Source organism: Rhizobium sp. G21 (assembly GCF_014158035.1).
Taxonomy (GTDB): Bacteria; Pseudomonadota; Alphaproteobacteria; order Rhizobiales; family Rhizobiaceae; genus Rhizobium_E.
In genome coordinates, this window is the sequence record NZ_JACFXW010000002.1 from 24,344 (window position 1) to 44,260 (window position 19,917).

General features: G+C 60.9%; 17 protein-coding genes and 4 pseudogenes. 7 read left to right on the forward strand and 14 right to left on the reverse strand.

The features are described 5' to 3' along the window. Positions 1-40: 40 nt before the first annotated feature. From H2O14_RS21395 to H2O14_RS21450, 12 genes and pseudogenes are all read right to left on the reverse strand, one after another. Complete coding sequence (locus H2O14_RS21395) at positions 41-979, reverse strand: cyclase family protein (protein WP_182829492.1); 939 nt, start codon at positions 977-979, stop codon at positions 41-43. A gap of 8 nt (positions 980-987) precedes the next feature. Then, complete coding sequence (locus tag H2O14_RS21400; RefSeq protein ID WP_246697751.1) at positions 988-1,956, reverse strand: ABC transporter permease; 969 nt, start codon at positions 1,954-1,956, stop codon at positions 988-990. 2 nt (positions 1,957-1,958) lie between these two features. Continuing rightward, on the reverse strand, positions 1,959-2,099 hold the full coding sequence (locus H2O14_RS21405) for a hypothetical protein (RefSeq protein WP_182829494.1): 141 nt from the start codon (positions 2,097-2,099) through the stop codon (positions 1,959-1,961). After that, positions 2,084-2,875, reverse strand: coding sequence for an ABC transporter permease (locus tag H2O14_RS21410; protein ID WP_182829495.1), 792 nt, complete (start codon positions 2,873-2,875; stop codon positions 2,084-2,086). The genes H2O14_RS21405 and H2O14_RS21410 overlap by 16 nt, the downstream gene beginning before the upstream one ends. A gap of 71 nt (positions 2,876-2,946) precedes the next feature. Beyond that, positions 2,947-4,431: a sugar ABC transporter ATP-binding protein gene (locus H2O14_RS21415; RefSeq protein WP_182829496.1), complete on the reverse strand. Its 1,485-nt coding sequence runs from the start codon at positions 4,429-4,431 to the stop codon at positions 2,947-2,949. A gap of 54 nt (positions 4,432-4,485) precedes the next feature. Continuing rightward, complete coding sequence (locus H2O14_RS21420; protein ID WP_182829497.1) at positions 4,486-4,755, reverse strand: hypothetical protein; 270 nt, start codon at positions 4,753-4,755, stop codon at positions 4,486-4,488. Next, positions 4,752-5,540: a sugar ABC transporter substrate-binding protein gene (locus tag H2O14_RS21425; protein WP_182829498.1), complete on the reverse strand. Its 789-nt coding sequence runs from the start codon at positions 5,538-5,540 to the stop codon at positions 4,752-4,754. Before H2O14_RS21425 ends, H2O14_RS21420 begins: the two co-directional genes overlap by 4 nt. Positions 5,541-5,674: 134 nt before the next feature. Further along, on the reverse strand, positions 5,675-6,535 hold the full coding sequence (locus tag H2O14_RS21430) for a shikimate dehydrogenase (protein WP_182829915.1): 861 nt from the start codon (positions 6,533-6,535) through the stop codon (positions 5,675-5,677). A gap of 192 nt (positions 6,536-6,727) precedes the next feature. Next, entirely contained in the window at positions 6,728-7,375 is a 648-nt protein-coding gene (locus H2O14_RS21435; RefSeq protein ID WP_182829499.1) for a TetR family transcriptional regulator, read from the reverse strand. Positions 7,376-7,437: 62 nt separating this feature from the next. Continuing rightward, positions 7,438-9,326, reverse strand: a pseudogene (locus H2O14_RS21440) (bifunctional sugar phosphate isomerase/epimerase/4-hydroxyphenylpyruvate dioxygenase family protein). A gap of 499 nt (positions 9,327-9,825) precedes the next feature. Further along, positions 9,826-10,719, reverse strand: coding sequence for an SDR family oxidoreductase (locus H2O14_RS21445; RefSeq protein WP_182829500.1), 894 nt, complete (start codon positions 10,717-10,719; stop codon positions 9,826-9,828). A 55-nt stretch (positions 10,720-10,774) separates the two neighbouring features. Further along, positions 10,775-11,518: an SDR family oxidoreductase gene (locus H2O14_RS21450; protein ID WP_182829501.1), complete on the reverse strand. Its 744-nt coding sequence runs from the start codon at positions 11,516-11,518 to the stop codon at positions 10,775-10,777. 116 nt (positions 11,519-11,634) lie between these two features. Between H2O14_RS21450 and H2O14_RS21455 the strand changes: the two are divergent. After that, a pseudogene (locus tag H2O14_RS21455) lies at positions 11,635-12,513 on the forward strand (LysR family transcriptional regulator); the annotation flags it as partial. Between the two features lie 51 nt (positions 12,514-12,564). On the opposite strand, the gene H2O14_RS29585 reads toward H2O14_RS21455, so the two are convergent. Beyond that, on the reverse strand, positions 12,565-13,050 hold the full coding sequence (locus tag H2O14_RS29585; protein ID WP_182829916.1) for a nuclear transport factor 2 family protein: 486 nt from the start codon (positions 13,048-13,050) through the stop codon (positions 12,565-12,567). 96 nt (positions 13,051-13,146) lie between these two features. Here H2O14_RS29585 and H2O14_RS21465 point away from each other — a divergent pair, with 96 nt between their 5' ends. Next, on the forward strand, positions 13,147-13,584 hold the full coding sequence (locus H2O14_RS21465) for an RrF2 family transcriptional regulator (RefSeq protein ID WP_182829502.1): 438 nt from the start codon (positions 13,147-13,149) through the stop codon (positions 13,582-13,584). Here H2O14_RS21465 and H2O14_RS21470 read toward each other — a convergent pair. Beyond that, the gene (locus H2O14_RS21470) at positions 13,581-14,486 is read right to left on the reverse strand and encodes a LysR family transcriptional regulator (RefSeq protein WP_182829503.1); all 906 of its coding nucleotides are present in this window, start codon (positions 14,484-14,486) and stop codon (positions 13,581-13,583) included. The two genes, H2O14_RS21465 and H2O14_RS21470, sit on opposite strands and share 4 nt — an antisense overlap. Positions 14,487-14,621: 135 nt before the next feature. Between H2O14_RS21470 and H2O14_RS21475 the strand changes: the two genes are divergently transcribed. From H2O14_RS21475 to H2O14_RS21495, 5 genes and pseudogenes are all read left to right on the forward strand, one after another. Then, positions 14,622-15,968 (forward strand): amidohydrolase family protein, encoded by a 1,347-nt coding sequence (locus H2O14_RS21475; protein WP_182829504.1) that lies wholly within the window; start codon positions 14,622-14,624, stop codon positions 15,966-15,968. A gap of 69 nt (positions 15,969-16,037) precedes the next feature. Next, positions 16,038-17,237 carry an arabinose transporter gene (locus H2O14_RS21480; RefSeq protein WP_182829505.1) on the forward strand — a complete coding sequence of 400 codons (1,200 nt, stop codon included), beginning with the start codon at positions 16,038-16,040 and terminating at the stop codon, positions 17,235-17,237. Between the two features lie 26 nt (positions 17,238-17,263). Next, positions 17,264-18,037 (forward strand): SDR family NAD(P)-dependent oxidoreductase, encoded by a 774-nt coding sequence (locus H2O14_RS21485; protein WP_182829506.1) that lies wholly within the window; start codon positions 17,264-17,266, stop codon positions 18,035-18,037. 14 nt (positions 18,038-18,051) lie between these two features. After that, positions 18,052-18,901: pseudogene (locus H2O14_RS21490) on the forward strand (oxidoreductase). A gap of 56 nt (positions 18,902-18,957) precedes the next feature. Beyond that, positions 18,958-19,884: pseudogene (locus tag H2O14_RS21495) on the forward strand (IS481 family transposase); the annotation flags it as partial. Between the last annotated feature and the right edge of the window lie 33 nt (positions 19,885-19,917).

Below are 19,917 nucleotides of genomic sequence, written 5' to 3' on the forward strand. Positions count from 1 at the left end.
GTGTGCTGACTCGTTAGCTCACTATCAAAGCCCTGATATCTTAGAGAATAGCAAAAGGCGTGCCAGGAGAACCGGTTGCCCCTTCAATGCGCAGTGGCGCGAAAGCATAAACGAATTCGTACCGTCCAGTTTCTGCGAGCGGATCGAGGTTCATGCCTTCATGCAGGTAAATGCCGTGTCGCATGATCAGGTGCTGATGACAGGGAAGAACCATGTCTGGATCAATAGGGGGAACCACATCGATGGCGAAGTTGTCGGCGCCAACCACAACAGGTTCGCGTTCCGAGAGAAATTCCGCAGCGGTGAGACCGAGACCGGGCTCGCCGTCATACCAGGTCTCAGCCTCTGAGAAGAACCGGGAGCCGTGGCCGGTGCGGATCAAAACGACGTCGCCTGGATTCAACCAAGCGTTCTCGTCGAAACCTTGTCGCTCAATGCAGGCGCGGAGATGATCAGGCGTGATCTCGAACCCGTTCTCAAGCGGCGCGCCGAACAGCGCCTGAACGTCGAGCAGAACGCCGCGGGTGAAGAATATCGGCGCTTTTTCGATGCCGAGTTTCTTCAGCCCGTAGGGCGACCAGATGTCCGAAAGCTTGTTGCCGTTGTAGACGAGGGTCTCGCAGTGACCGCAGGGATAGGAGACCTGGTGGCCGAGATGGCCGAGCGCATCCATATGGGTGCCGATCTGGCCGAGTTCGGTGCAGACAAAATCATCGTTCCACACGGTGCGGCTTGTCCTGCCTTCCGGACCGCCGGTCGGACCGCCGGGCATTTTGAGCCCGAATGTCCGGCCCGGCGACAGCGGCATGCCGACGCGATAGGGAAATCCGAGTGAGATCGTTTCGCCGGTGCGGATCAAACGCGCGGCTTCGAGCACTTTGTGCGGACCCAGCAAATTGCCGGCGCCGATTTCATCCTCGACGCCCCAGCGTGAGGGAAACCAGTGTTGCCCGAGGGCGGGGTTTTCTTGATCGCTCATAGGCGCTCCTATGCCGGAAGGCGGGCGGAATAGGCAAAGCGCCGGCGCCGCAGAACATATCGGATCAGCGCCTCCGATATAATGACGAAAATCATTAGCGCGCCGGTGGCAAGGCTTTGCATCCAGAAGGGTGCGCCCAGAGCGGCGATGCCGCTGACCAGGAAGCGGATGGTGAAGAGCCCGATCAGTATTCCGAGTATTGAGCCGCGACCGCCGGACAGCGCTATGCCGCCGATCAGGCAGGCGGTTACCGCTTCCAGCAGGACGGCCTCGAAGCCGAGCGGGCTGGCGCTTCCATTCTTGATCGATATTAGCGAACCGGCCAGACCCGCAAGCGCTGCGGACATGGCGAAGATCAAGACCATAGGTCGACGCATGGAGACGCCCGCGGCGCGCGCTTCACTTCGTCCGCCGCCAATGGCGAAGATTTCCCGACCGAACAACGTGCGGCGTGCAAACAGATCGACGATGAGAAAAAGCGCGAGCAGGACGAAGGAGGGAACGGAAAAAATAAGATACTTTGCCGAAAGGAAATCAGTTTCAGCAATGTTTTCAAACGGAACCAGCGCTGTTTTCTCATCGGACATAACCAGGGTCAGACCGCGCAATGCGATCAATGTGCCGATGGTGAAAACCATGGAGTTGATATTGAGCTTGTAGATGCAATAGCCCTGCACGGCGCCGATCGCGGCGCAAATGACGATGACCATGATGAAAGCAGGCGTCACTCCAAATGCGAAGAACTTGATCGACAGAATGCCGGCGAAAGCCGCCATGGAGCCGACGGACAGATCCATTTCGCCGGCGATCATCGTCAAGCCAACGCCAATCGCAATAATGCCCGCCAGTACGGCGCCATCGAGCAGAGCCGCCACGCCGGGCGCCGAATAATAGCTGGGTATCCTGGTTGCGAAGATACAATAGACCAACGCCATGAGCGCGACCCGCGCCAGATTGCCTTTCGTCTCGGATGTCATTTTCACCGCGACCTCGTCTGAATGATATGAAACAGGCTAATCGACGCCACGACCAGCAGACCAACGATGGTCATGCGCAGGCCAGCGCTCAGCCCGTTCAGCAACATGAAATTTTGCAGAAGCGCGATCAGAATAGCGCCCATGCCCGCCTGGAGGGGGAGCCATGGCCGCCGCGGAGCGCTATGCCGCCGACGAGCACGGCGGCAATGTAATCGAAGTCATACCCCATGAAGAGATCGGCTTTGGCCTGCGAAAACTGAGACACGTTGAGGATCGCCATCACCGCCGCGCCGATGCAGAGCGCTACGCAGCCGACAGACGTGACGAGTCCGACGCGAAGACCACTGGCGACCGCCGCTTTGGGATTGGCCCCGCAGAGCACGATTTCACGGCCAAGCTTGAAATGGCGGATAATCACCCAGCTGGCGATGGCGAGCAGAAGGAACGCCCAGCTCTGCGTCGGCATGCCGAGCGGACGCGCCGTGCCGAGCCAAAGCGCCGCGTCGCTATCGATGCGCAGGATGGAGTTGCCCGACAGGAGCGCCGCGAAACCTCGAAAAACCGTGCCGAAAGCGAGCGTGGTGATGATGGGGTTGCCGATCAGTGATATCGCGACGCCTTGGGCGATGCCTGACAGGGCCGCCAACAGAAGAGTGGCCGCGATGCCGGCGGCAAAGCCCAGATCCGACGTGGTCAATGCGAAGACGACGGCCAGGAGCGCGCCCAGCGAACTTGCCGACAGCGCGAAGAGATTGCCTGAGATCGTCACATAGCTCATGCCGATCGCGACGATGCCGGTGAGCGACGCCGCCCGGATCACGACGAACAGATTGTCGATCGTGGCGAAGCCGGGCGTCGTGGCGCCGGCAACGGAGATCAGGAACACGATGGCGAACAGCGCGTATATGGACCTCGGCAAGGTCCTGTCTTTCCTCGCGGGCAAGGTTTGACGTGTCATTAGACTGGTCATTTTCTGGTCCGGTTTTGCGTTCAGGCGGCTTCGTGCGCGCGGGTTACATCTCGCGTCAAGCTCTCAGCCGTTGCGGTTTCGGCTTCCACCACTCGCACCAACTCTCCATGGAAGAAGGTGGCGATCCTGTCGGCCAGCCCCAAAACTTCCTGAGTGTCCGACGATGCGAAGATGATCGACATGCCCTCATCCGCCAAGGCGCGCAGATTGCCGTAGATCTCGGCCCGAGCGCCAACGTCGACGCCGCGGGTCGGCTCTTCGACGAGCAGCACCTTCGGATCGAGCCCTATCCATTTGCCGAGCGCCACTTTCTGCTGGTTTCCGCCGCTGAGATTGCCGGCAAGGCGGCTGAAATAGCGTTCGTCGAGGCCGAATTTCGCAGCGATCGACCGGATATGCGATCGTTCCCGACCCGGGGAGAGAATCTGAAAGCGACTGATGGCCCCGAGAGCCGGCGCCGAGAGGTTTTCGGGCACATTTCGCACAGCGAAAATTCCGTCGCGCTTTCTGTCCTCCGAGCAGTAGACAACGCTTTCGGCGATGGCGTCGGCGATGGTCTTGGGCGCATAAGGACGCCCGGCGAGCACGATCTGCCCCGATTGAATCGGAGTCACGCCCGCCAACATTCTGAGAAGGCTGCTTGCGCCGCTGCCCACCTGTCCCGCCAAAGCGAGGATTTCGCCTCTTCTGAGGCTGATGGAAACGGGAGACTTGAGGCCCGGCGCCAGACAGCGGTCAAGCTTCAGGTTCACATCTCCCAGATGTTTGGCGCGCGGTGGAAACATTTGCCCCAGCTGACGGCCGAGCATCGTTTCGATGAGCGCATCGATCGTCAGTGCTGCAGTGTCGAGCGCGGGATAGCTCTTGCCGTTGCGAAGTACGGTGACGCGCTGGGTGAGATCAAACACTTCCGGCATGCGATGGGTAACGTAGATCACCGCGCAACCTTCAGCGGCAATCGCCCGCACGGCCGCTTTGACGCGCAGGATCTCGGTTTCGGACAAAGCTGCGGTCGGTTCGTCGAGAATGGCGATTCTGGCTTTTCGAGACAATAGACGCGCTATTTCCATCAATTGCCGTTCGGCGACGGAATAGTCTTCCGCCAACGCCATGGGATCCACATGGCCCAATCCGACCTGGACGAGGTAGGGGCGCGCCAGTTCGGCCAGTCGTGAAGCAGACCTTATGACTCCGATCGACGCGTCGCCGAGGAAGACATTCTCGGCTACCGACAGGCTGTCGATGATCGACAGTTCCTGCGCTACATAGCCGACCCCCGCGGCGCGCGCCTGCGCCGGGGAGCGGATGGCGACAGCGCGGCCGTCGATCTCGATCTGACCACCGTCGGCCGGTTCGATGCCGGCCAGTATCTTCACGAGCGTCGATTTGCCTGCGCCATTTTCGCCCATCAAGGCCATGACCTGACCTGCCTCGACGGCAAGGTTCACCTTGTCGAGCACAAGCGTCGGTCCATAGCTCTTGATGATGTCGGTCATCTTCAGCATAGCGTCAATCCCGGTCGGAGGAGCGCCGCACGTCGCCGCGCGGCGCCTTTGGCGTCAGAAGTTGCAGAGCTGATCAGCGGTCTTGCCCCAGAGCTTCGCCGCATCATATGCCGCCTGGCTGTTTCCGACAGCCGGATTTGGCAGGAAGTTATACTTGTAGAGCGGATCGGAATCGGAGGGTGTCGCGTCGGGGTTGGCGTCGAGATACTTCTCGCCGTCCAGAACCTTTCCTTGAGCGACGTATTTGCCGAGAGCCTGAACGGCCATCCAGCCCTCCCAGTAGCCCGATTGAACTGCCGTGCCGGCGATTTCGCCGTTCTTCACATGCTTGAGTCGCCATGGCAGGTGCCGCCAACGATGAAGATATCCTTGCCCGGGGTCAGGCCGTTTTCACGCGCGGCTTGGGCGGCGGCTCCGGCGAGCGAGTCGTTTTCGGTATAGAGCCAGGTCAATTCGCCCTTATGGGCCGGAATGATCTGCGCGGCGACCTTGTATCCCTCGTCTTCGAGGAAGCCGGCGGTCGGCACGACGTCGATGACGTTCAGCTTACCCTTCACGGCGTCCTGGAAGCCCGTGGCGCGGTCGTCGCCAGCCGAAACGCCGGCAGGAAAGCGGATGATCGCGCCCTTGTCGCATTTGACCGACGCCTTGGCGCAGGCGTCGAGCAGGATCTCGGCCGCTGTCTTGCCGCTCAGGAAATCGTTGGCGCCAGCATAAGCCGTCCAGTATGCCTCCGTCCCCTTGATAGGATATTGGTTGGAAACTATCACGGGAGCGCCGGATTGTGACAAGGCGCGGAGAGAGGCGACGCCGGCGGCATTTTCGAATGGCCACCAGACATAACCGGCGATCTGTTCGCCGGACGCAAGCTGCTGTTGCACCTGGCTGTCTTGTTCAGCTTGATTGAAGTTGTTCTCCACCACCTTGATCGTGTAGCCGAGTTCCTCGGCCTTGGCCTTCGCACCCGCCTGGAACTGGCCGATATAGGGATTGGTGCTCGACGGCACGAAGGCGACGATGGCTCCTTTGCTCTCGGCTGCATAGGTTGCCGAGCAGAGCAAGTTCGCCGAAAGAGACGCCGCGATGGCGAGTGTAGTTTTCATGTTCATGGTCTTCCTCCCATGGCCATTTGGCCGTTAGCGCCGCAATGCGGCCCTCCTCACAAAGGCCGGAGCCACCCATTCTTTTGGAAAGAGAGGCGATCGGCCATGTCGACTGCGCCGCTGCAACATTGCGGCGCAAACTAGATCCCGCCTCCTTCGCCCAGGGAGCTGAAATGCTCGATCATGCGCTCAGCGTCGGGGACGATCCCGGTAAACAGCTCAAATGCGCCCACTGCCTGGAAGACGGCCATCCCGCCGCCATTGACCACGCGACAGCCGAGATGCGCCGCTTCGGCCAGCAATTGGGTTTCAAGCGGAAAATAGACGATTTCGGCGACCCATTGATTACTGTTCAGCAGGCGGACGTCGAACGGAACGCCAGGATGGGCAGCCATGCCGGTGGGCGTCGCGTGCACGACGCCATCCGCCTGCGCAATTTCCGAGGCCATGTCGACAACGACCGTGAAGACGCAGTCGGGATGGTGTTCCTTCAATTGCTCGACCAGCCGCGCGCTTCTTGCGGGGACGACATCGAAGACGTGCAGCTCATGGCAGCCCATGGACGCGAGCGCATGCGCCACCGCCACGCCCGCGCCCCCGGCGCCGACCAAGAAAACGCTTTCGAGCCGAGCATTCGGCAAGCCGCGCTTAAATCCACGCGCAAAGCCTGACCAATCGGTGTTGTGGCCGGTGCGTCGGCCGTTGGCGAAGGTAATCGTGTTGATCGAGCCCAGTATAGCGCCGTCCTTGGACAGGGAGTCGACGAAATTACTCGCCGCCTGTTTGCAGGGATGGGTCACATTGACGCCAGCGAATCCTTCGCGTTCCGCCTGATCCAACAGGCGGGGCAGGGGGTCCAGGCCGACGTCGAGTTCCGCGAGATCAATCAGGTCATAGCGATAGTCGAGCCCATTGAGCCGGCCTTCGCGGACATGCATGGCGGGAGTGCGCGAGGCGCCGATGCCGCTGCCGATCAGGCCCACGCGAATGGGCCGCGTCATTGTTTCCGCCACTGAATGCACTCCTCCCAAACACTCCCGGCAGGTGGGCAGCGCTTCTGAATGGAAAATGTACGAACTGGTTAGTAAAGTCAATAGGCGCAATCGTTTCGTTGCCGCCGGTTTGACGAAATTGAGCCATGAAGCTGATTTGTGAGAAGTTTTCTTGAGTCAGGCCATCGGCGGCCCACCGCCTTATTCCGCAGACTTCAGAAAGGCGAGGATCATGTCGGAGATGATCTGCCGATGTCGCATCTTGTGTTCTTGCGCCATGAGGTCGCGGTTGAAAATCGCTCCGAACGTGTAGCGGTTTGAAACCCGGAAAAAACACTCGGCGCTAATCATCTGGTGAAGGTCAACGGGGTCTATTTTGCGCTTGAAAATGCCTGCCGCCGCGCCGCGATCCAGGATCGCCGCGATAATGTCGATGACCGCGTAATTTGTTCTTTTCAGGACATCCGAACTCTTGAGATGTTCGGCGCGATGGATGTTCTCGATGCTGACCAACTGAACGAAGTCGGGATTGGCGTCATCATGGTCGAAGGTGTTGCCAATCAGGCTTCTCATCGCCGCTTCAGGATCGAGATCTTCAAGATTGAGCCGGCTCTCGAGAGTTCGGATCTTGGCATAGGCGCGCTCGAGAACGGCGAGATAGAGACCCTCCTTGCTGCCGAAATAGTAATAGATCATCCGCTTGGAGGTCTTCGTCCGGTCTGCGATCTGGTCGACGCGCGCGCCGGAGAACCCGGCGCTGACGAATTCCTCGGTGGCGACCGCGATGATGTTTTCCTTCGTGCCGTCCGGATCGTTCTTTCTCGTTATTCGCGTTTCGGCGCCCTGCATCGTCTATCGCTCTCCCCATCGTCCTGTCTGTGGGCCTAAGCCAATTCCGGCGCGTCGGCAAGTCAGCGTGACGGCATGCCCTCGGGCCGAATCCGCCGCTTCTGCGCAGCAATGCGGAATATCGCATTGGGCGCCCCGTAACCTTGGTAACCACGCCTTTCCACGATTTCAAAGAAGAAGCCTTCGCCGTAAAGCGGACTGTAGAGCTGGAAATACTCGCCATGCTCGTCTCGGTCATACAGAATATTTGCCGCTCTGAGACGTTCTGCAAAATCCGGATCAAGACCGAACCGCGCCTCAACATCATCGTAATAGTTGCGATTAATTTCGAGGGGGCGAAAGCCGTTGCGGGCCAGATTCTCGGCGGTTGCGAATATATCCTTCGTCGCGAAGGCGACATGCTGGACGGCCGCGCCGAAACTCTCCGCGAGAAAATGACCGGCCAGTGTTCTGCGGTTCTCTGCTCCGTTCAGGGTGACTCGAAATGTTCCGCTGGCGTTGGCCACCACCTGACTCCGCACGATTCCGGAGGGTCAATGATATCGACAACAGGGGATTTCGAGACCTGAAGAAGCGAATTGTAGAATAAAACCATGGTCAGGAGGTCTTCATAGCGCACGGTTTGAGCAATGTGGTCGATCTGCTCCAGCCCTGTACTCACCACCTCCGGATCCTCTTCCACGGTCTCGAACTCGCGCTGCCATAGGTCGCTCAGCGGCAAAGAGTGGTCGAGAAAATAGTATATCCCGCCGTCTGGACCTTGGACGGCGGGGACTGTCGCCTCATCATCGGCCACGGGCTGGACGAAAGGCGCCGAGCCCAACGCGACAGCGCGGGCCATCGCCTCCTCGGCGTTACCGACCTCAAGGCCGAACGCGTAGGCCAGGGCGCCGTGAAGGCGGAAGGCGGCGCCGGCAAATCCTTGCTCCTCGGTGTTGATGACGAGCCTGATGTCGCCGAGAGTATAGAGGTCCACCTGTTTTGACTTGTGCCGCGCGCTGTGGCGAAAACCAAGCGTGCGCAGCATATCGACAAGGGCGCCGCTCTCTGCGGCGTCCGCGGCGAATTCGATGAAAGCAATGCGATGAACATCCTGCGGGGCAGGGATGGCCGGCATGCTCAGCCGGATATCCGGCTCAGCCCTTCTGACTTGATCGACAAGGTGAATAAGCGAGCGATGGCCGTCGGTCGCGATGGTCCGCGTTGAGCCACCGCGGAACTGATCATTGAAGATTTCCAGTGAGATGTAACCGTCATAACCCGTAGCGGCGACCGCCCGGGTAAAGCCGGAGACATCGAGATCGCCTTCGCCTGGCATGTTGCGGAAGTGTCGGCTCCAATAGAGAAGGTCCATGTTGAATAGAGGCGCATCAGCTAGTTGGACAATAAAGATTTTTTCCTTCGGGATCGAGCGAATGGAATTGACGTCGATTTTCCGCGCGAGCGTGTGGAAGCTGTCGAGGATGAGGCCGACATTGGGATGATCGGCCCGGCGGACAATTTCCCAGGCGTCCCTGTGGTCGTTGATATGGCGCCCCCAGGCCAGCGCTTCATAGCCGACCCTCACCCCCATTTCGGCTGCAAGCTCTCCAAGCTGATGGAAGTCTGCAGCGGCGCGATCCAGACCGCCGATCGAGATCGGCGACACGTTGGAGCAGACCAGCACGAGTTCGGCGCCGAGTTCCTGCATCACATTGAATTTCCGCTTGGCGCGTTCGAATGTGCGGCTTCGATGCGGCTCGGGCATTCCTTCGAAATCCCGAAAAGGCTGAAACAGAGTTATCTCAAGCCCTTGGTTGTGCACCATCTGGCCGACCTCGCGTGGGGTGCGATCAAAGGCGAGAAGATCGTTTTCAAAAATCTCAACTCCATGAAAGCCTGCCGCAGCGATTGCTCGCAACTTTGCGTCAAGTTCCCCGCTCAATGTTACGGTTGCGATGGACGTTTTCATACCCTCTCCTCCGGCTGGCCGCAGAAACCCTAGCACGAATTACGCCTCAAATAAACGAACTATTTCGTACATATGCTAACTCAAGAAAGATGCCGGTTTATCTAGGCTAGAGAAGGTTAAGATTCACGCAGCAGAGCCGACCGGCCGTCTACAGCTCCGGTCTTTTACCAGATAAACGTCCTTCCCTTCTGTCTCGGGTTGGCTCCGTTGAAATTAATCGAGAAAAAGAAATAGAAGAAGAACCATCTTTTATTACTGTGATAAAATCTCATGACAAATGCTGCGTTCTTTACATATGTATTCGGAGTTTCAGATATTTTGAAAGTATATTCAACAGAGCGCTGGTTCGATTTCCATCAAGAGCGAAGACTCGGTCTCACTTTGGTTGCCTATGATAGCGCCCTGTCTCTCGACCATCCGTCAAGCCAAGGCTAAATCGCCTTGCGTGCGAGAGGGCCGAAGCATTCAAACGCTCCGGCCGTCTCGCGCCACGTCCCGGTCAGCCTATCTCAGCCGGCTTCAAGAGGTCAGAAAGACCGACCCGGTGCAGCATCTCGGCGCGAAGTCGGTCAAGCACGGCGAAACCGACATCTGCCCCATCCTGGGTCGGATCATAATGGACTCTGAAAGGCCGCTGGCCGAACGGAGCGCCGACGACCTCGACGATCTTGTCGGCTACTGGTTCAGGATCGGCATCGTCCGGTACGATCGCCGCAAAGGCCTTCTGAACCTGATCACCCAAGCCGGCATAGGGGCCGGCTTCATACTCGGCCAGGCGCGCCTCGTCGGCGGGACGCCCCGAATGCGCAAAGTGATTGGTGCCACGCGTGAATGCCCCCGGCACGATGATGGAGGTTTCGATGCCCCACCGAGCCAGTTCACGCGCGTATTGCACAGCCAGCGAGTCCATCGCTGCCTTGGCCGCAAAGTAGGGCGAGAGATAGGGCGGTGTGCCCCCGGCCGAACTGGAGCTGGAGACCCAGACCAGAAGCCCCTCGCGGCGTGTCCTCATGTGCGGCAACACCGCGCGATTGACGCGCTGGGTGCCGAGCACGTTGACGTCATACTGCTGGGCGAACTGCTCGGGCGTAAAGGCCTCGGCCGGGCCGAACATCATATGTCCGGCGTTGTGGACGATCACGTCGATGCGCCCGCTCTCGGCGATGATCTGATCGACGGCGGCATTGACCGATTGCTCTGACTGTACGTCGAGTTCGATCGGCCGGAGGTCGCTGCCGGCGATCGCCGCGAGCGTAGCGGCATTCTCGGCGTTGCGGCCAGCGACGTCGCGCATCGAGGCGTAAACGGTGTGACCGGCACGGCCGAGTGCTTCGGCGGTCATTCGGCCGAAGCCACTGGAGGAGCCGGTAACGAGGATGATCTTCTGAGACATGGCAAAATCCTTTGTCAGTCCGCGGCACGGCGGACGCTGTGAGTTGAGAGGGTGATCAGATGATGCCGCCATTGGCGCGGATGACCTGGCCGTTGATCCAGGCGCCGTCCGGCCCAGCGAGGAAGGCGACCGCATTGGCGATGTCCTCGGGCTGGCCGAGGCGCTCCAGCGGGGCGAGCTTCGTCAGGTTGTCGACGACGCTTTGCGGCTTGCCGTCGAGGAAGAGGGCGGTCGCGGTCGGGCCGGGCGCGATGGCGTTGACGGTGATCTTGCGACCGCGCAGCTCCTTCGCCAGCACATGGGTCATGGCTTCGACACCGGCCTTGGTTGCGGCATAGACCCCATAGGTCGGCTGGTAGAGACCGACGACACTGGACGAGAGGTTGATGACCCGCCCACCTTCGCGCAGCCGCGTGGCGGCGACTTTCATCGTGTTGCGAGGCCCTTTGAGGTTGATGGCGATCTGGCTGTCGAACAGCGCGTCGTCACCCTCAGCGATGGTGGCCAGCTTCATGACGCCCGCATTGTTCACCAATACGTCCACTCCGCCAAAGGCAGTCTCGGCGGCGTCCCACATACGGGCGACCGCGGACGGGTCCGCCACGTCCGCCTGCGCCGTCAGAGCATGGCCTCCAGCGTCCTCAATGCTCGCCGCAAGCTTCTCGGCTTCGGCGGTGTTGCCGGCATAATTGATAACGACCGTGAAGCCGTCCTTTGCGAGGCGTGTGGCGATCGCCGCGCCGATGCCGCGGGATGCGCCCGTAACAAGAGCTACCTTGGGTTTCATTTGATCAGTCATTTTGTAATCTCCTTTATTGCCGTGAATGCGATGAACCGAATATGCGCTCTGGTCATGGAGAGATAATCAGTGTAATTTCGCCAATTCTATTCAACCAACGCGAACAATCGGGAAAGATGGACCGGCTGGACTCAATGCGCCTCTTTGTCCGGGTCGTGGAGCGGCGCAGCTTCACCGAGGCAGCGCACGACCTGAACATTCCGCGTTCAACGGCCACGGCCGTGATCAAGGCCATGGAGGATCGCCTTGGCGTCCGGCTTCTCCAGCGCACGACCAGGACGGTGCGGCCGACACTCGACGGCGAGGCGTGGTATCGCCGGTGTCTGGCGATCCTCGAGGATATCGAGGATGCCGAAGGCGCTTTCGTCGGCGCCGAGCCGAAGGGTATGCTGCGGGTCGAGGTGCAGGGCACGCTCGCGCGCCATTTCCTTATGCCGGGCCTGCCCGATTTCTTCGCCCGCTTTCCCGGCATTGAACTGACGATGAGCGAGCGCGACCGCTGGGTCGATCTGGTGCAGGAAGGCGTCGACTGCGCTTTGCGCTATGGCGCTCTGCCTGACAGCGATTTGGCCATGCGACAGGTCGCGCTGCTTGATCGCGTTACCTGCGCAAGCCCTGACTATATCGAGCGCTTCGGGACGCCTGAACGGCTGGAGGATCTTATCGGTCACCGCCTGGTCGGCATCCGACGCTTGAGCACCGGGGTACTGACGCCGGTCGTGTTCCAGACCAAGGACGGACCCCAGGCCGTCGACATGGTTGCACCCTTTTCAGTGACTGGTCCCGAAAGCTATCTGCTCGGCGTACAACTCGGGCTGGGCCTTGCCCAACTTCCGCGGTTTCATGTCGAAAAGGACCTCGCCAGTGGTGCGTTGGTCGAACTGTTGAAGGACACGCCCCCACTGCCGGAGCCGGTCTCGCTGCTTTACCCACGCAGCCGGCAGCTATCGCCGCGTGTCCGTGTCTTCGTGGACTGGGCGGCTCACCAGTTCGCCGCCCGGAAGCGCCCCCGATCACAGGGGCCGCTTGAAGGACGGGCATCCTCATCACTCACTGCGGGGAAACGCCATCGGAAGGTCGTGGAGAATGCGAAGGCGGGTAATGCGCCAGCCTTCTTCGGTCTTGCGCAGTTCGGGCCGGTAGTAGCCGGATTCGATTGGTGTGATCGTGCCTTGCGCCCCAAATGCGTCAGCCGGCCAGCCTGACGATGGCTCCTTCGCTCCCTGCACGGAGAACACGATGAATTGGGCGTCGAGCGTGGCCCGTTCGCCATCGATCTCCACGATGGCGTCGTGGGTCGTGTGATGACTCCAGGCGCGCGGCGCATGAGGCGCCATCATATGGCGGACCGCGTCCGCGATCGCTTCGCGCCCTTCCAGAACCCCGAGCATCGTTTCGCCGCCGTCCTTGTCATACAGGATCTCGACGCGGCCCTCTTCGGTAAAGAGCCCGGCCATCGCCTCCGGGTTCCGATGATCTGCGGCTCGGACATAGCGAGCCATGACTTCGCGCACGGCCAATGCATCAGACATGGTCTTTCTCCTTAATATGTGAGAATAATCGTCACATATATCCTGAAGGACCAATATGCAACTCCTATTGTCTCATATTATCGACATGGTAGACCAATGAACGACGTTCGGTTTCCGACAGCCCTTCAAGCCATGCTAAGCTTGGCCCTGGCCAAGGCGAGCGGGGTAGAGAGATTGAGTTCCGCCAACCTCTCAGCGGGCACGGGTACGCATCCAACCCTTATGCGCCGACTGCTCGGCGACCTGGCAGACGCGGGACTACTGGTCGCCAGCAAGGGTCGCGATGGCGGTGTCGCGCTCGCCCGTCCCGAATCTGACATCACGTTGGCGGATATCCATGCGGCAGTCACGGGCGAGAAAGGGCTGTGGCGGCCGCGCGAGGATATCCCGCATCGCTGCATCGTGAGCAGACACATGATCGAGTATTTCGGGAAGGTGGACGCGGAAGCCGCCGCTGCCGCCCACGCCACTCTTGAGCGCCGTACGCTGGCCATGGCGCTAGCCGAAATCCGGGAGATGGAAATAGCCGATTAGAGGCTGCGGAGTACCTCGTCGCAGAAATCGATGAACGCACGAACCTTGGCCGGCGGATGCTGGCGCGAGGGATGGTAGGCGTAGAGCGGAAAGCGTTCTCCATGCCACTCCGGAAACAGATCGATGAGATCGCCGGCAGCCAGCCGCCCACCCACACCCCAGCCGATCACCTGCGCGATGCCGGTGCCGGCCAGACATTCCTCCAGCATGGATTTGGGGTCCGTAAAGGTCAGCGGGCCGCTCGTCGGCACCTCGATCGTCTCGTTACCGCGGATAAACTCCCAGTCAAACGGCTTCCCCGAAGCCGGATCGAGGAATTGCAGACAGCGATGCCTGCTCAGATCCGAGGGATGCGCGGGACGTCCGTGGCGGTCGAGATACGAAGGCGACGCCAGCGTGAGGATCGGCGCTTCGGCCAGCTTGCGTGTGATGAGCGTCGCGCCGCGCGGCCGGCCGAAGCGGATCGCGAGATCGATGCCGTCCGCGACGAGATCGCCGACATGGTGGCGCGTCAGGAACTCCACCGACAGATCGGGATAGCGCGCGCAAAACACTCCGAGCCGTCCGGCGAGCACCAGCGGCAGGAAGAATGGGTCCATATCGACACGCAGGCGCCCTCGCACGGAGGAAGCCGCTCCGGATGCCGAAAAGGCGGCGCTTTCTATCGCGTCGAGATGGGGCTTGGCTTCCTCGTAGAAACGGCGGCCCTCATCGGTCAGCGTGACCGATCGTGTCGTTCGATCGAGCAGACGAACGCCGAGCCGCGCTTCCAACCGGCCGATCGAACGGCTGACGCCGGAATCGGTAATGCCGATCAGCTCGGCGGCTTTGACGAAACTACCGCCCTCCACGACAGCCGCGAGCACGCTGACCCCGGAGAGGATTCTTCCATCGAATGTCATCCGATTTATACCCCAGTACCAACCGATATCTGATTTTCTGTCAGGAATGATCTGACGCAATCGCACTTATTTCAAGGGCGGAAATGCGCGATATCAGCCGCGAGCCCAAGGTTGGAATTACGAAAGGACTGAATCATGAGCACGCAAGGCAAACTCCGCACCCTCTTCAAGGGCGGCACGATCATCACGATGGACAGGGCCATCTCCGCACCACCGGTCGGCGACGTCCTGGTCGAGAACGGTCGTATCGTCGCCATCGGCGCGAACCTTCAGGTAACGGACGCCGAGGTGGTCGATGCCGCCGGCAGCATCGTCATGCCCGGCCTCATCGATGCGCACCATCACATGTGGCTCGGCGTGATGCGCCGCATGATGCCTGACGTCGACGATCTCTTCGCCTATATCGACGTGGTCGCCGAGACACTGGGTTCGCACTATCGCCCGCTCGACATGTATCTCAGCACCAAGCTGACGGCGCTCGCCTGCCTCGACGCCGGCATCACCACGGTGATCGACGCCTGCCATTCGTCGCGCAGCCCGGAGCATACCGATGCGGCGCTCGACGCGCTCGACGACAGCGGCATCCGCGCCCTGCATATGGTCGGCGCCGCGATGGACAAGAAGGCTTCATCCGCACACATTCCCGGCGATCTCAAGCGCCTCGCCGACAACTGGAACCAGGGCGACGGTCTGGTGCGGGTCGGCCTGTTCGGCCAGTTCAATATCGACTGGTGGCGGGCGGCTCGCGTGCTCGACATGCGCATCCTCACGGAGTTCATCGGCGATCTGGCCAAGCTGGGGCCGGAGTTCGACGAGCCGGGCCTGCTTGGAACCCACAACATCTTCAACCACTGCACGCGCGTGCCGAAAGAGACCTGGAAGCGTCTTGCTGCCGCTGGCGTGAACGTGACCGTCAATCCACGCTCGGACGCCCTGTTCGGCTTCGACGACGAGGGGTTCGCCTGGCAGCGGGCGATCGACCATGGCCTGACGCCGGCCCTCGGTATTGATCTCGACACCGCCTTCGGCAGCGACATGTTCGGCGAGATGCACGCGCTCTTCAGCCAGCAGCGCTCTGCCATGCGCTATCGCCGGTTCCGCGGCGAGGAGAATGTGCCGGCGCCGATCTCGGTCCAGGCCGTGCTCGAGGCCGCGACCATCAACGGCGTCCGCGCCGCTGGCCTTGAGGACCGCATAGGGACGCTGGCGGTCGGGCGCGAGGCGGACCTAATCATGGTGCGCACCGACGATGTCGCCGTCTTCCCGGTCACCGATCCGGTCGGGACCATCGTCCAGGCGGTGGAACGGGCGAATGTCGACACGGTCATGGTCGCAGGCGAGATCCGCAAGCGCGGCGGAAAGCTGGTCGGCGTCGATCTGCCGAAGCTGCAGAGCGAGGTGAATGGTTCGCTCGCCTATCTGCTCCAGGCCAGCGGCTATCAGCCGGAAGGCTCTCGCAAGCGCGCGATGGCAGCCGCCTGAACTGCCATGGGCGCCACCTCGCGACCGGGGCGACGCCCGCTGATCCCAACTCATCTTTTGGAGGCTGTCATGTCAGCACCCGCCGTAAATGGCGCGCGCCGCCCCGATGCCGCGCCGCAATTCCTTTCCCGCCCCGCTCCGGGCATCATCGCAGCACTCTTCTGCGGCTATCTCGCCGTCGGCCTGCCGCTCCCGGTCATTCCGCTCTTCGTCCACGATAAACTCGGCTTCTCGACCTTCGTCGTCGGACTGGTAATCGGGATCCAGTTTCTGGCAACCGTGCTGACACGCGGTTATGCCGGCCGCCTCACCGACCACCATGGGGGCAAGCGCTCGGCGTTGCAGGGCGCGGCGGTTAGCGCGCTTGCAGGCCTGCTCTATCTCGTTGCGGCCATGCGTGGTCTTTCCCCGACGGTCAGCCTGGCGATCATCATCGTGGGCCGGCTCGCAGCCGGTCTCGGCGAGAGCCAGTTTGTCACTGGCTGCGTGTCCTGGTCGATCGCCTCGGTCGGACCGGAGCGCGCAGGCATGTCGATGTCATGGACCGGCATCGCAATGTTCGCCGCGCTCGCCATCGGCGCACCGATCGGCCTGTTCCTCTACCAGAGTTATGGTCTTGAGGTGGCGATGATCGCCTGCGTCGCCGCGCCGCTTGTGGCCGCCACTATCACGCTTCGCGAGACCTCCTATGCCACGCCCGCCGGTCCCCGGCTGCCCTTCTACAAGGTCATCGGCCAGATCTGGCGCGAGGGGCTCGGCCTGATGCTGCAGGGCGTGGGCCTGTCGGGATTGACGGCCTTCGCGTCGCTCTATTTCGCGGCGAGACACTGGGACAATGCCGGGCTGGTCATGACGGCGTTCGGTGTCGGTTTCATCTTCGTCCGGGTCGTGTTCGGTAAGCTGCCTGACCGTATGAGCGGCTATCGCGTCGCGTTGTGGTCTCTGTTGATCGAGGCGGCTGGCCAGGCATTGATCTGGCTCGCTCCGAACGACCTCGTGGCGCTCGCCGGCGCGCTCGTAACCGGTCTCGGCTGCGCGCTGGTCTTCCCGGCACTCGGGGTCGAAGCGCTGAAGCGGGTTCTGGCGGCCAATCGCGGCAGCGCTATGGGGGCCTTTGTCGCCTTCCTCGACATCGCCTACGGCATCTCAGGACCAGTCGCGGGCGTCGTTGCCGGGCAATTCGGCTACGGCGCCGTCTACCTCTTCGGCGCGGGCTGCGCATTGGCGGGTGCGATGCTCGTCCTCACCGCCCGCAGCCCGCAATCCTGAACACTCACTCGAAAAGGAGAAAACTCATGTCACGCATCTTCATTTCCGGCTCCTCCACGGGCCTCGGGCTGATGGCGGCGGAACGATTGACCGAGCAGGGCCATCAGGTTGTCTTGCATGCCCGCAACAGTGATCGCGCCAAGGACGCGCGCAAGGCCTTGCCAGCGGCTGAGGCGATCGTGACGGGCGACGTGGCGACCATTGCTGGCGCCAAGGAGGTGGCCGCACAAGTCAATGCGCTCGGCTCGTTCGATGCCGTGATCCACAACGCCGCCGTCGGCTACCGCGAGGCGCACCGCGTGACCGCCGATGGTCTGCCGCATGTGTTCGCGATCAACACGCTGTCGGCTTACATCCTGACGGCCCTGATCGAACGTCCCAAGCGGCTCGTGTATCTGTCGTCGGGCATGCACCACCATGCTGACGCCAACCTCGATGACACCCTCTGGAAAAAGAGGCGCTGGAACGGCTCTGAAGCCTATGCCGAGAGCAAGTTGCACGACGCGATGCTCGCCTTCGCCATCGCGCGCCGTTGGCCGGATGTCTTTTCCAACTCGCTGGAGCCGGGCTGGGTGCCCACCAGAATGGGCGGTCCCGGCGCGCCCGATGACATGGACCAGGCGCATCTGACACAGGCCTGGCTCGCGGCTGGCGATGACCCAAGGGCTGATGTAACGGGCCAGTATTTTTACCATATGAAGCGCAGGGAGCCGAACCTGCAGGCGCTCGATGCCGGGCTGCAGGATCGATTGATCGAGATCTGCGCCGAGCTCTCGGGCATTACCCTGCCTGAAGCATAAGAAGGAGAATTCTCATGACACGAACCTGGCTTGTTACCGGCGCATCCCGCGGCTTCGGCAGGGCCTTGTGCGACGCCATTCTGGCCTCGGGCGACAATGTGGTGGCCACGGCGCGCAATCCTGATCAGCTAGCAGACCTCGTGCGCGATCACGGGTCACGGGCGCGAACCGCTGCACTCGACGTCACCGATCCCGTTGCGGCCGAGGCTGCGGTGCAGCTTGCCATTTCGGCATTTGGGTAACTCGACGTGCTGGTCAACAATGCCGGTTATGGCGACGTCGGCTCGGTCGAGGATACGTCGCTCGACAGCTTCTGGCGCCAGATCGACGCCAACTTGTTCGGAACGATCATCGTGACCAAAGCCGCGATTCCCCACATGCGCGAACGGCGCAGCGGCCATATCGTACAGTTCTCATCGGTCGGCGGAAGGATCGGCGCGCCGGGGAGGGCTGCCTATTCCGCGGCCAAGTGGGGCGTGGAAGGCTTTTCGAAGCGCTCGCACGCGAGATGGCCTTGATCGGTGTACGCGTCACCATCGTGGAGCCCGGCGGGTTCAGGACCGATTCGCCGGATCCTCCACGACCCTCGATCCTGGCAGGATCGAATATGATGCTGTTGTCGGCGCCACGGCGAGAATGCAGCAGGCCTATGACGGCAACCAGCCGGGAGACCCGCGCAAGGGCGCCCAGGCGATTCTGCAAGCTATCGCGTCAGACGATCCACCTCTTCACCTGGCGCTTGGCAAGGATGCCGTGGTAGCGATCGAACAAGCCGAGCGGGCCCGGCTCGCCGAGCTGGAGAAGTGGAAGGATCTGAGCACGTCGACCGATTTCACCTGCCGAGATGGCCCACAAATCCGCTAGCTGTTTGATCCCGGATTTTGATGGCGCATTCTTCTCGCAGGATTGAGGGATTCGCTATGGGACAGGTTCTACACGGCTGCGCCACGACGACAGAGGCAATCCGTCGAGCAATACAAAATAGTCAAGAGAGCCTGAGGGCGCTTTCCAAGCGCTATGGGATCAATCAGAAGACTGTTGCCAAGTGGCGCAAGCGCGGCTCGACAGCCGATCTTCCAAGCGGCCCAAGGGAGCCGAAATCGACGGTCCTTTCGGTGGAGGAAGAGGCTGTCATCGTTGCCTTCCGACGCTACACTCTCTTGCCGCTCGATGACTGCCTCTATGCATTGCAACCGACGATCCCGCACCTGACACGGTCTTCGTTGCATCGTTGTTTGCAGCGTCATGGCATCGGCCGCCTTCCGGATGTCGAGGGTGACAAGCCTCCAAAGAAGAAGTTCAAAGCCTATCCGATTGGCTACTTCCACATCGACATCGCCGAGGTGCGCACCGAGCAGGGCAAGCTACACATGTTCGTTGCCATTGATCGAACATTCAAATTCGCCTTCGTCGAACTACATGAGAAGGCAACGACGGCGGTCTCTGCCAGCTTCCTACGCAATCTGCTCAAGGCCGTGCCTTACAAGGTCCACCCTGTTCTCACCGACAACTTCATCCAGTTCACCACGCCAGGTGCTGGTGGCTCTGCCGTTCCCCTCAGCAAGGAGGCTATGGCGGCAGGTGAAATCTTCCGGGCGCATGCCTTCGAATACGCCTGCGCCAAGGCAGATATCGAGCACCGCACTACTAAACCGAAGCACCCTTGGACCAACGGCCAGGTCGAGCGCATGAACCGCACCATCAAGGACGCCACTGTCAAGCGCTTCTACTATAAAAGCCACGATCAGCTCCGCCAACATCTCGCAGACTTCGTCTCAGCCTATAACTTCGCCCGAAGATTGAAGACCCTCAAGGGCCTCACCCCATACGAATTCATTTGTCGCTGCTGAACAAAAGAACAAGATCGATTCATCCTCGAT